12 protein-coding genes are annotated in these 11747 nt (G+C 72.8%); all 12 read right to left on the bottom strand.

Translation table 11 applies throughout. The annotated features are described in order from the left end of the window. Positions 1–58 precede the first annotated feature (58 nt). The gene (locus tag AB0H57_RS28280; protein WP_357511618.1) at positions 59–559 is read right to left on the bottom strand and encodes a hypothetical protein; all 501 of its coding nucleotides are present in this window, start codon (positions 557–559) and stop codon (positions 59–61) included. A 117-nt stretch (positions 560–676) separates the two neighbouring features. Then, positions 677–1678: a DUF4192 domain-containing protein gene (locus AB0H57_RS28275; protein ID WP_357511616.1), complete on the bottom strand. Its 1002-nt coding sequence runs from the start codon at positions 1676–1678 to the stop codon at positions 677–679. A 201-nt stretch (positions 1679–1879) separates the two neighbouring features. Beyond that, positions 1880–3478: a VWA domain-containing protein gene (locus tag AB0H57_RS28270; protein ID WP_357511614.1), complete on the bottom strand. Its 1599-nt coding sequence runs from the start codon at positions 3476–3478 to the stop codon at positions 1880–1882. A gap of 13 nt (positions 3479–3491) precedes the next feature. Continuing rightward, positions 3492–4496 carry an AAA family ATPase gene (locus AB0H57_RS28265; protein ID WP_357511612.1) on the bottom strand — a complete coding sequence of 335 codons (1005 nt, stop codon included), beginning with the start codon at positions 4494–4496 and terminating at the stop codon, positions 3492–3494. Positions 4497–4912: 416 nt separating this feature from the next. After that, positions 4913–5215: a hypothetical protein gene (locus AB0H57_RS28260; RefSeq protein ID WP_357511610.1), complete on the bottom strand. Its 303-nt coding sequence runs from the start codon at positions 5213–5215 to the stop codon at positions 4913–4915. Continuing rightward, positions 5208–6320 carry a DUF4314 domain-containing protein gene (locus tag AB0H57_RS28255; RefSeq protein ID WP_357511608.1) on the bottom strand — a complete coding sequence of 371 codons (1113 nt, stop codon included), beginning with the start codon at positions 6318–6320 and terminating at the stop codon, positions 5208–5210. Before AB0H57_RS28255 ends, AB0H57_RS28260 begins: the two co-directional genes overlap by 8 nt. Next, entirely contained in the window at positions 6317–7198 is an 882-nt protein-coding gene (locus AB0H57_RS28250) for a hypothetical protein (RefSeq protein ID WP_357511606.1), read from the bottom strand. Before AB0H57_RS28250 ends, AB0H57_RS28255 begins: the two co-directional genes overlap by 4 nt. 101 nt (positions 7199–7299) lie before the next feature. Continuing rightward, positions 7300–8409: a C40 family peptidase gene (locus AB0H57_RS28245; RefSeq protein WP_357511604.1), complete on the bottom strand. Its 1110-nt coding sequence runs from the start codon at positions 8407–8409 to the stop codon at positions 7300–7302. Continuing rightward, positions 8406–8711 carry a hypothetical protein gene (locus AB0H57_RS28240; protein ID WP_357511602.1) on the bottom strand — a complete coding sequence of 102 codons (306 nt, stop codon included), beginning with the start codon at positions 8709–8711 and terminating at the stop codon, positions 8406–8408. Before AB0H57_RS28240 ends, AB0H57_RS28245 begins: the two co-directional genes overlap by 4 nt. A gap of 83 nt (positions 8712–8794) precedes the next feature. Beyond that, entirely contained in the window at positions 8795–9631 is an 837-nt protein-coding gene (locus AB0H57_RS28235) for a hypothetical protein (protein ID WP_357511600.1), read from the bottom strand. 80 nt (positions 9632–9711) lie between these two features. After that, complete coding sequence (locus AB0H57_RS28230) at positions 9712–10350, bottom strand: GGDEF domain-containing protein (protein WP_357511598.1); 639 nt, start codon at positions 10348–10350, stop codon at positions 9712–9714. Between the two features lie 88 nt (positions 10351–10438). Further along, the gene (locus AB0H57_RS28225) at positions 10439–11431 is read right to left on the bottom strand and encodes a MarR family transcriptional regulator (RefSeq protein WP_357511595.1); all 993 of its coding nucleotides are present in this window, start codon (positions 11429–11431) and stop codon (positions 10439–10441) included. Between the last annotated feature and the right edge of the window lie 316 nt (positions 11432–11747).

Raw genomic sequence — 11747 nt, 5'->3', positions numbered from 1 at the left:
TCCTCGACCTGCCCGAACAGGTCTGGATCAACAAGCCCGAGCCGCAACGACAAGCCGCTTAACTCCCGTTGGCCTCAATCCCTTGACACGTTCCGCGTTCGCGGCCGTCCCACTCGATACGGGCCTCGAGTTCGGCGCCGGTGAGGGCAGTCTCGACGGCGGCTTCGGCGGTGTCGAAGGCGTCCTCACGGCAGGTGGCCGTCACCTCGGTGACCACGGTCAAGGTGAGGCGGACCTGCCAGCGGCGCGGCAGCGTTGGCAGGTCTACGGCGTCCAGGACGCGGCTGGCGGCCTCGACGTCGATGTCGTGCGAGATGACCGCGTCGCGTAGCGCGTGCCACACGCGGCTGCGCAGCCGCGGCAGCGACTCCGCAGGCACGGCCGGCGGCTGCGACTGCGGGTCGGTGTGGTGGTCGTCCAAGTAGGCCTGGATTTGGGTGGTGGTGTGGGTGAGCCATCCCAGTGGGGCGGGCTGGCCGGGATGGAAGGCGTCCCAGGCGTGGCGCAGGACGGATTCGAGTATCGGCGGCGCCTCGCTGGTCGCCGTGGGTTCGGACATTCGGATTCCTCCGTTGCGTAGTTTTGAGCGCACCCGCCGCCTGTCTCAGACGGCGGGTGCGGCCGTACTGGTCAGGGCGTCGCCCGGCCTGTCGGTGTGGATGCGCGGGGCGGGCGGTCAGACAGTGGGCTGTTCGGGGTGGGGCCAGCCGTCGAGCACGGACGGGGGCAACCCGGCACGCAGCGCCCGGTCGATGAGCTGCGCGAGGGTGTAGCCGGGGTGGGCGGCCAGAGCGCGGTCGACGGCGACGCAGGCGAGCGCGCCCTCGCCGCGGCGCCAGGCAGCGAAGGCCAGCAGGCTGGCCGGTGGGGCGGCGAGCGGCGGGTGGACGCGGCGGGTGATATCGGCCCACATCGCGGCCTGCCAAGGCTTGTCGTCGGTAGCCCGCCAGGCGGCGTCGCGGACCGCCGGGACAGGGAGCAGGACGGTGAGCCAGGCCAGCTCGTCGTCGGTGAGGGTCTGCTCGTCGGCGTAGCGGGCGAGCGCATCCCGGACGGCGTCGTCGCCGGCGCGGATCAGCCCGCCACGCCCGGCCTGGCTGATCAGGGCACGGCGGCGGGATCTGGCGTGAGCGGTGGCGCGGGTGACGGCGACTCGGGCAGGCCCGGTGGTGGCCGCGACGCTGGCGACCAGCGCGGCCCGGTCGGGCAGGGCGTGGCAGCCGGCGACAATGGCGTGCAGCGTGATGTCGCTGCGGCACGGGTCGAACGGCACTCCATCGACGGGGCAGCAGGCGGGGTCCTGGCAGGTGTAGGAGAAGTAGCGGCCATCGGTGACTCGCAGGGCGTCGAAGATGTCGATGCCGGCGGCGGTCAGCCGCGGGATAACGGCGTCCATAACCGTGGTGACGGTGGTGGCAGGCCCGTAGCCGACGGCGACGGCGCGGCCGGCCGCCGCGTTGGCGAGCATGCGGATCTGCGTCAGGGTGTATTCGTCGCCCCAGTCGGCGACGTCGCCGGGGTGGGGGAGGTCGATGCGGCTGGCTACGACGACGCGGGTGCCGGTGAGGCCGATGATCACCATGCTGTCGGTCGGGTGGAAGCCGAGTAGGTAGGGCACGGCGGTGAGCAGGTCGCCGGGTGAGGTGATCGGTAGCCGGGGGATGTTCGGGTCGCTCACGATGTCTCCTGTTGTTTCCGAAATGAGGGCCCGGGCACGGCTGATCGGCCGTGCCCGGGCTGGAATGCGCGAAGTGGCCGGGCATGCGGCCGAGAACGGTGGGGTGGGTTTCTCAGTCGGTTGCCGCTCGCCGCCGTGCGGGCCAGTCGTCTGGTGGACCGCGAGCGGCCTCGGCGAGGGCGGTGACCTGAGCGGGAGCAGTCAGGCGTGCTCGAGGGCGGTGATGGCGGCGTCGGCGATGTGCCCGATGGCCTGCACCGGGTCGGCGACCTCGATGGTGGTGGTGTGGGTGAACGTGTGCCCGGGCAGGTCGGCGGGGCGTAGCCACAGCACCGGGCAGCCCCCCTGGTGCAGTGTGGTCAGGAGACGTTGAGCGGGACCGGTGTCTGGCAGGTCGCCGTCGGAGACGACGGCGAGCATCCGCAGCCGGCCGGGCTGGCGCAGGTGGAGGAGCTGGTCGGCGAGTTTCACCGCGTCGGTGAAGGCGCTGCTGCCACCCGTGGCGGCCAGTTCCAGCACCTGGGTGGGCCGCTGCCGAGGCGGGACGAGCAGCGTGACGTCGGTGCCGAAGGCGATGGTGGCGGTGACTGCCTGGTTGTGGTGGGCGGCGTGGGCGAGGATCCAGCCGGCTGATGACAGGGGCGCCGCGTAGGGGTGCATGGAGTAGGACGCGTCGACGATGACGCCCAGGTGCAGGGTCGGTTTCCGCGGCGGCAGCTGGGTGCGGCGTTGCCAGGGCGTGGCGGTGGGCATGGCGCCGGCGGCGATCTGCGCCTGGGCGGTGATGGCGTGGCGGGTACGCAGCCGTCCCGGCGGAACCGGGCTCGGCCGGATATCGGGGTCGGTGTGGTGGGTGCGGGCGCGGCGCAGCCGCGCGGCGAGGGTGCGGGCGGCGGCGCGTTCACCGTCGGTGGGGTCGCGGCGGGCCCACGTCGCGGGTGCCGAGAAGCGGCCGCGGATCTGCTGGTCGCGGTACTGCCCGGGTGTGAGACCGGCGGTGTGGGCGAGGTAGTCGGTGAGCGCTTGGGCGAGCAGGCCGGCGAACACCCCCGCGTCCGGCATGGGTGTGTCGGGTTGGCGGTGCGGGTTGATCTCGAGGATGCGGCACCACCGCCACGCCAGGTCGATCATCGTGTCGGCGTCGCTGTCGTCGGTGGTGTGGGCCTGTCGCCACACGTCGCGCAGCTGCAGCAGCCGCTTGCGTCCGAGGAGGCCGGTGACGGCGGCTCGGATCCCTCGCGTGTCTTTGGCGGTGAGGATCCGGGCGTCGACCCGCGCGAGCAGCAGCCCAGCCAGGTAAGCGGCGTGCCAGGGGTCGTCGACGGCGGCGTCATCGGGGCTGATCAGGGTGGTGACAGTGTGCCGCAACCACCTGCGGTCACCGCGCCGCCGGCTGCGCTGCCGATACTCGATGCGGGACTCTTCCAACAGCTCGGCGACGGCGGCGACGACAGCGGGGGTGCCGGGCGGGGTGCGCCAGCGGCTGTGGGTGGCGTGGGCGACCTCGTGCACCAGCAGCCCGTAGGCGGTCGGGACGAGGCGTTTGTGGCCGGCGCGGCGGGGGTTGGTGATGTCGGGGGCGCCGATGTAGGTGGCGTCGACCTCGATGCGGCCGGCGTCCGGGTAGCAGCAGGCAGGGGCGCCGCCACCGGCGCCGGGGGCGACGGTGACGGTCAGGTCGGTGCGGCCGGTCAGGGTGGGGATGTGCCGGGTCCAGGCGTCGCTCCACACCTGCCAGTCCGGGTCACCCGCGGTGGGCGCGGCCGGGCCGGGCTGCAGGTGACTGTGCGGGTTTGGCATCAGGTTCTCCTTGTCAGCGCTGTTTGCCGAGGGTCAGCGCGGTGATGTCGGTGCCGAACTGCTGCCGCAGGGCGGCGAGGACCGGCTCGCGGTCGTCGGCGGGGGCGCGGCCGGCGAGGTTCGCCACGGCCGCGGGCAGGCCGAGGGTTTTGCGGACGCGGGCGAAGCCGAGCAGCTCCCGCAGTTGCGGCGCCCAGCCGACGCGTCCGGCGGCGAGGTCGGCGTTGAGCGCGATCGCGGCCTGCACAGCCGGGTTGGGGACGCCGAGGTGGCGGGCGAGGTCCCAGTCGGTGGTGACCTCGATGTGCACGTCGAACCGCGACGCGAGCGCCTCGGTGAGGATGGCGCCGTGCACGCCGGGGTTGTGGCCGGCGATGACGTAGAAACCGTCGCTCGCTTCGACGCGTTCGTTGCGGTAGCCGGGGATGGTGATGACCCGCCGTCCGTCCATGGCCGGGTAGAGCACGGCGAGGACTTTCGGGGGGATGAGGGTGGCGTCGTCGACCAGCAGCGCCCGCCCTTCCCGCATGGCGGTGACGAGGGGGCCGTAGACGAACTCGAACCCGCCGTCCGGGAGGGGGATGAAGTTGCCGAGGAAGTCCTCCACCACCGTGTCCCCGGTCCCGGCGACCGTCAGCAGGTCCGGGAACGCGGCCTCGACCAGGGCGGTCTTGCCGGTTCCGGGCGGGCCGTACAGCAGCACCGGGATCCGCTTCTCGCGCAGCCTGCGCAGCACGTCCACGTCGGTGGCACCCGCAAGCTTGCGCGGGAAGTACAGGTCACCGTTCGGGCGGGCGACGGGCTGCCGCCGACCTGCACCGCGACCACTGCGGGGTGTATGCGGGGCAGGCGGTGGCATCGCCCCGGCCGCGTCGATCCCGGCCCGGGTGATCTGAAACCGGTGCGGGCCCGTCTGGTGCGCGGCGTACCCGGCGGCCGCCATCTTCTTCAGGGCTTCGAACACCGCGCCGGTGGAGCGGGCGGCGATCGCCGTGGTCAGCTCCCCGACCTTGAACACCTGATCAGGGTTGGCGGCCAGGTGAGCGGCCACCTGCCGGTAGAGATAGCCGGGCCGGCGGCCGTCACCCGGGTCTGGCGTGGGGGAGCCGTCACCGGTGCTCGGCGTTGGGGTTGAGGCTGGGGTTGGGGTTGCAGGGTCCATGCATGCCTCCTGTCATCTGGGGTTGGGCCCGCGCACCCCGCCTCCGGGTGCGCGGGCAAAGCTGGTGCGGTATCCGCGCGGTGGAGACGGGGCGGTTGACGGGCCCGGCCCCCTCTGGCAGGACAGCCGGCAAGCTCCGTGAGGTGCTCAGCAGACAGCCCGACAGGGCTGCGGATCGGTGACGTCGCCGCCAGCGGGTGGTGGGCGACGACAAGGAACGCACCCGCGCCGGGATTGATCAAGTCGATCCGGCGACGGGTGCGTCAGTGCGGTTACCTGCGGCGGAGGGTGACCTCGCCGCGGGGGCGGCGGGAGATCTGCACGGTCAGCCCGAACACGCTGCCGTCGGACAGCTCCAGCCACACCCCCCGGTCCAGCGTCAGGACCCCCGCGTCCCGGTACGTGCGCGCCGACGTGATCGTCACCGGCAGCCCATCGTCGTGGGTGAGCTGCGGCAGGTCCGCGTCGTCGCACAGCTCGTCCAGGTCGGCGCTGCTCAGCAGGCTCAGGACGACGGCTTGCAGGATGTCCTCGTGGGCGTACTCGCCGAACTCGTCAGCCGTGTCGTCAGGCATCAGCTGCTCCCTTCGTCGGCGTTCCCCGAGTGCCGGCGGCGGAGGGCGAGTCGGGGATGTCGCCGGCGATGCGGTCGCAGTCGTACGGGTGCACCGGCAGCCAGGTCCAGGCGCGGCCCATCACCATGTACCGGCCGTCCGAGTCGGGGCTGATCCGTTCAGTGGCGTCCGGGTCGTCGTGCACGCGGGTTTCGTCGGCGACGATGACGTCGCCGTCGAACCACAGCCGCGCCATGGACTCGTCGACCATCCGGTCCTGCTGCTGGCCGCTGATGCCCTCGGCGGTGAGCTGTTGCCGGTAGCGGTCGCGGGCGGCCTGCTGGTCGGCGACGATCGCCTCGGCTACCTGACGGGTGCAGGTGAACACCGCCCACCCGTTCCACGTGTCCACCAGGCTGCCGACGAACCCGACCGGGATCCGCATCTCCCCGTCGCCGTTCGCCGTCCACGCCCAGTCCCCGGCGAAGACGCCCGGCCCGCCCAGGCGCACCCGGTCGGGAGCCAGGTGGCTCATGTCCCGGTCGTCGCCGTGCGGGTGCAGCACGATCCGGCACTGCCGCGCCACCTCGGCTTCGGCGGCGTCGTCGAACCCGTCGCACCACGCCCACCGCGTCTGGTCACGCCGGCGGCCGCTCAGCGCCTCCCACTCCGGAGCACCCTGCGGGGCGTGCTCGGCATACCGGTCGCGGTCCTCGGCAAGGACGTACCGGTCGGCGGCGGGCAGCCCGTCCATGACGGGCGGGTCCACGTCGTCGATGCCGGCCAGCACCTGCCGCGCGACCTCGCGGACGTCACTGGTGGCCCTCCCGCCGATGAGGTTCTGCGCCCACCACACGACTGCGTCCCGGCCAGCCGCCGCGCCCGCGACCCGCACCGCGTCGAGCACCTGCTCCCAGCCGGCGTCGCCACTGGGGGCCGGGAGCCGGCGGACGCGGTCACCGGAATCGAGCAGCATCGACAGACAGGAACCGCTGTCCCAGTTCACCTCGAGGACCTGCTGGTAGGCGTTGTAGTGGCGCACCGTGCCCTCGTCACCCGGACACAGAAGCGTGTGCGGGTCGCTGGTGTGCTCAAGCGCCACCCGCTCGCCAGGCTGGTAGGTCATCGGGTCCCCTCCCGCGCCGTCAGGACGGCGTGGCAGCGGGCCGCGACACCGTCGCGAACGGCGTCGGTGAACCCGTCCCGCACCGCGTCAACCACCAGCGCCTGATCGTGGTCGGGCAGCTCCGACCAGCCGGGGGCGCCGGCCGGCGCGTGGGCCTGATAGCGGTCGGCGTCGTAGCCGGCAACGTCGAAGCGGGGCAACGTCGCCAGGACACCGTCGTCGCTGCTGTCGATGCCGTCCAGGACCGCCTGGGCTGTCTGCGCCTGCTCGGACGCGCCGCGCCCCTCGAGGGCGTGCTGCTGCCACCAGCCCACGGCGAGCCGTCCCTCACGCTCACCCGCGTTCCGCAACGCCACCAGCACATGGGCGTCGAGCGGCGACACCGGCGCCTGCGGGCTGTCGGAAACGGCGCTGGTCTGGAGACTGGTGTACGGGGATGCGGAGGTGGCCGGGTCGAGCCAGTCGGCGGCGAGCCGCACCCCCTCACGGCGGTAGCGGGCCGGCACGGTCCGCTCATTGGTGACCCGGCGCAGCCACCCGGCCAGCTCGGCGCGGATCTTGCGGGAGGCGGTGGCGTAGCGGGCGCGGGCCTCCCGGGCCCGCCGGTTCGCCTCCTGCGCGTTGCGCCGGTCCACCCGGGTGTGCAGGTCGAGCAGCCACTGGTGCTCCGCGGTGCTGATCCAGCCGCAGCGGGAGTCGGTCAGCAGCCGGCGCAGCGCCTCGGCGTAGTAGTCGTCGCCGTAGCGCGGGTTCTTCTCGTGGTGGACCAGGGTGTTCTGGATGTTCTGCAGCCGGCGGCCCAAGGCGACCCAGTTCGTGTGGTCCTCGGGCCGGGTCCCCGGCTGTTTCCTGCTGCTGGTGTGGTCGCTGTCGGTCACGGTGATGTCCTCTCCGAGGGGATGGGGGATCCGCAGCGGCCGGCAGCCAGAGGGCTGCCCCGGCTGACGGGATCCGTGAAGGGTTTGAGGGATGCGGTGGTTCAGCCGATGACGCGGCGCGCGGCAGCGAGGTGCGCGGCCCACGCGGACAGGCGGCTGATCTTGACGACGTCGCCGCTGTGCGGGGCCTGCACGATCAGCCCTTGCCCGAGGTAGAGGCCCACGTGCCCGGGCCTGGTGGCGGTGCCCCGGCTGCCGGGAATGAACAGCAGGTCCCCCGGCCGCAGGTCCCGGTAGTCGGTGACCGGCCGGCCCGCGTGGATCTGCTCGCTGGTAGTGCGGGGCACGCTGATGCCGGCGGCCCGGTAGGCCTGCTGCATCAGCGACGAGCAGTCGCATTGGCGGGCGGGGACGCCGGAGTGTGGTGCGGTGCAGTCCCCGCCGAAGGTGTACGGGCTGCCGAGCCGCGCCAAGGCCCAGCCGATCGCCGTCACGACCGGCCCTGGCGTACCCGCCGGCAGGGTGAACCCCGCCGGCAGCGGCACCTGCTCGCCGCCGGGCTGGCCGTCACCTGCGTCGAACAGGCACAGCGGGTTGCTCATCGCCTGCTCCAGATCCCCTCCGACGGGCCCGGCCGGGGTGCCGCCGCTCAGGACGCGGACCAGGGCGATCGCGTCGTCCTCCCACTTCGCATAGGCGCCGGGGTAGGCGGAGCGCTGCACCGCTTGGGCGGCGTCGGTCAACGGCACGGCCTGCCAACCGTCGACGGCCAGCAACGCCCGGTAGAACCTGCCGGCCGCGTAGCGCGGGTCCTGGAGTTGGGCGGGTGTGCCCCAGCCCTGGGACGGGCGCTGCTGGAACAGCCCCACCGAGTCGCGGTCCCCGCCGGGCAGGTTGCGCAGGGTGGACTCCTGCATGGCGGTGGCCAGGGCGATGACCCAGCCTCGGGGCGGAACCGTGAGCTCGACGCCGACGGTCACGATGACCGCGGCGTTGGTGACCTGCTCGCCGCTCCAGCCCCCGACGCCGGCGGCGGCGGGCGGGGACACGGTGACGGTGGGCAGCAACGGCTGCCGGCCTGGGCCGACAGTGCCGTTGCACGCGGCCGAGGCGGTGCCACCGCCGGTGAACAACATTCCGATCCCGCCCGCGCACAGCATCAGCACGGCGAGCACCCCGGCGACGATTGCGGCGAGACCACGCCCGCTCACCGCGGGGCTCCCGCAGCCGGCCGCGGGGCGTAGCGCGCTGCGGGGGAGCGGCTCGTGGGGGTGGAGGTGGCATCCGGTGACGGGGGCAGGCAGCCGGCGAGCCGGTAGCGGGCCAGGTACTCCCAGTCGGAGGCGAGGATCGCGGTGTTCAGCGCGTGGGCGTCACGGTGGGCGTGGCCGACCCAGATCGCGGCGAGGGTGGGCACGACGACGCCTGGGTGGCAGTCGAAGAGCACGAACCGGGCGTGCACGAGGTGCGGGTTCGCGGAATCGGTGGTGCCGACGAAGCAGTGGGTGCTCACGGGGCAGGTCTCCTTCGCAGCAGATGCGGGAGTGGGAGGGCATGAGGTGCGCGGACCGGTGGCCGAGACGCTGGACGGGACGGTCACGGCTCGTCCTGTTGCGGGGACGCCGGCCAGGGGGCGGGCTTGGCGCGCCAGCCGAAGATCGGGTCGCTGGTCTCGACGGAACCGCAGTGGCTGCAGCGGATGTAGGTGTCTTCGCCGTAGCCGGCCATCGACGGCAGCTCGTCCTGGACGAACTCGTCGACGGCCCCGCACACCTGGCAGCGCAGTGACGTCCCGTCAGGCCCCCACGTGATGAAGATCGGCTCCTCATCGGTGGCGTCAGGTCGCCCTCGCGGGCCGGTCACGCCATGCCCCCCGCCGCTGCTGCTGGTCGGTTGGGCGGTGGCGGTGAGGAGGGCGGTCAGTCCTGGGTAGGTGGCGGGGACGTCGCCCGGATCGGGGGTGTCGTCGATGAGCAGCAGCGGTTGGTCATCGCGCGGGTGGGTGAGCTGGTAGAGGCGGCCGTCGGTGTCGACGGCGTCGATGCGGCGGGCCTGCCGTGGCGCGTCGCCGATGGTGAGGATGTCGTCGTAGCAGGCGGCCCAGGCCAGCAGCCGCGCATCGGGTTCGGTCGCCCGGATCAGGCGGACGATCGTGTCGAGGGTGGCCTGGTAGGGCGTTGACGCGTGGGGCTGGCGCAAGCCCGCGGCGAGGCGGTGCAGCAGGGCAGGCATGCCAGCGGGATCGGCGAGCAAATCGCCGCGGCGCAGCGGGAATTCCACGCTGCGCAAAGCGTGCGCGGGCGAGGCCGTGTGGAGGGGGCGGGTGTGGATGAGCAGCAGCGTCGGGGGCTGGCCCCAGCCCAGATGCTCGGCGTCGACGTCGGTCGCCAGGAGGCAACCGGCCAGGGCGTGGACAGCGGTGAACGACAGCACAGGGATCTCCCTTGTCAGGGCGGAAAACGGGGAGGGCCCCGCAACCGGGTGGTTGCGGGGCCCTCAAGGCGTCAGATCTGTCAGTGGTGGTGGCGGTCGCGGCTGCGTCCCACTGGGGTGGCCAAGGGATGGTGGCCGTGCACACCGGCGCCGGAACGCTTCGCGTGGTACATCGCCGCGTCCGCCTCGGCCAGCAGCTGACGGGGGTTGGCGGACAGGTAGGCGGGGTTGTGGGTGTAGCCGACGGAGACGCTGACACTGACCTCGCCGCTGTTGAGGGGGAATGGGGCGGCGCCGATGGCCTGCCATGCGGCGCGGGCGGCAGCGGCCACGTCCTCGTGGTCGCCGCGCACGAGGAGGGCGAACTCGTCGCCGGACAGCCGCGCGGCGATTTCCACCGGCGCGTCGAGGGCGGGCAGGAGCCGGCCGACGTGGGCGAGCAGCATGTTGCCGGTGTCGTGGCCGAGGGTGTCGTTGACGGTCTTGAACCCGTCGAGGTCGAGCAGCACCACCCCGACGGCCGCGCGGTCGGCGAGGGCGGCGCGCAGTCGGGCGAGGAATAGCCGCCGGTTGGGCAGGCCGGTGATCTCGTCGTGGGTGGCCTGGTAGCGGGCCGCGTCGAGGGCTTGCTGTTGACGCCACAGGAGGCTGCTGGCGAGGGCGAGGCCGGCGAGGATCCCGCCGACGGTGGTGACGATTCCTTGGAGGATGGGCGACACTGAGTTGCTCCTTTGCACGAAGGAGCACCGGGGGCGGGCGTGAGGCCGCAAACTTCGACGCCCGCCCTCGGGCTGCCTGACGAGTGGACTACTGGCCGCCGTCGCTGGGGGCGAGTTGGAAGGTGGCCGGGCGTTCGACGGTCTGCACGAGCGTGCCGGCGGCGACCAGCTTGATCGCCGCGTTGTACACCGCGCCCTGGCTGGCTTTCTTCGCGCCGCTGCCGGCGTTCGCGGAGTCGATGAGCTTGCACAGCTCACTGGTCTTGTACTCGCGGTCGGGGTGGGCTTCGAGGATGTCCAGTACCGCACCCCGCAGGGAGCCCTTCACCCGGCGGCTGTTCCCCGTCGTGGCTGCCTGCCCCTGCGCGTCAGGGTTCGACTCGCCCTCGGCCTCGGCGGGCGCGGCGTCGGGCTGCTGACGGTCGTGGCCCGCCTCTCCCGAGCGCGGCTGCTCGTCACCGCCATTCGACTCGCCCCCGGCCTCGGCGTCGTCGGGCGCGGCGTCGGACTGCTGACGGTCGTGGCCCGCCTCTCCCGAGGATGGCTGCTCGCCGCCACTGGAAGACGTGACCGTGTCCAGCGGAGCAGGTGCGCCGCCGGTGGAAGCCCGGGCCGGGGATGCGCCGTCCGTGTCCCGGGCTGCCGGTACAGGGGGTTCGCCGTCCCATTCGGGCATGCCGACGGTGCCGAGGGGATCGGTCGGGGTGGCGGTGTCCGAGGTGGCGACCGCGGACCCGTCGGGTGGTGTGTCAGCCGCCCCCTGGGTGGAGGGTGGCGTGGCGGTGGTGGTGCGGCCAGTGTCGGTCAACCGCCACAGGGCGCGGTTGTCGTCGCTGCGGAACCGCTCGGCCTGCCCGGTCTTCTCCCAGGCGCGCAGCTTCGCCGTCGCCGTGGAATAGCCGAGCCCGGCATGCTCGGCCACGGCCACGGCCGTGGCAGTGGCCTCGCCGAGCTCGCTGAGCGCGGCGAGGACCGTGAACATCGTGTGCGCCGGCATGGGCTCCGTTGCATCCGCCATGGGCACGTCCTTTCTGGTGTGGAGGTCAGCAGTGATCCACGCTTCGACCGCGTCGCTGATCAAGTGCGACGACCGGATCTCGGGATATCCCTCAAGATCCGCGGTCGGTCGCCAGCCGGGGGCGTGGCGGGCGCGCGTGGGAAGGAATGAGTGATCGGCCGGCGGGCGCCGGCTGGGTGCGGTTAGAACGAGGACTCGACGTCGCCGGGAGATGCCAGCCAGGAGCGCCTCGCTGCGCTCGCCCGCGGCGACTTGCGCCCCTGTGAGGCGGTGGGCCGGGCAGGCCATGGCGTGCTCCGCGCGGCGCAGCACGTCTTCGATGCGGACACCGTGGGGAGGACATCCTGCCGATGAAGAGGCCCGGAAGAGGAACACGGCG

The organism is Micromonospora sp. NPDC050686, from assembly GCF_040654475.1.
Taxonomy (GTDB): Bacteria; Actinomycetota; Actinomycetes; order Mycobacteriales; family Micromonosporaceae; genus Micromonospora.
This window is presented reverse-complemented; position numbering and strand designations above follow the sequence as displayed.

Coding starts and splice junctions, on each gene's coding strand:
- AB0H57_RS28280 (WP_357511618.1), bottom strand. CDS start 559: ATGTCCGAACCCACGGCGACCAGCGAGGCGCCGCCGATACTCGAATCC.
- AB0H57_RS28270 (WP_357511614.1), bottom strand. CDS start 3,478: ATGCCAAACCCGCACAGTCACCTGCAGCCCGGCCCGGCCGCGCCCACC.
- AB0H57_RS28260 (WP_357511610.1), bottom strand. CDS start 5,215: ATGCCTGACGACACGGCTGACGAGTTCGGCGAGTACGCCCACGAGGAC.
- AB0H57_RS28255 (WP_357511608.1), bottom strand. CDS start 6,320: ATGACCTACCAGCCTGGCGAGCGGGTGGCGCTTGAGCACACCAGCGAC.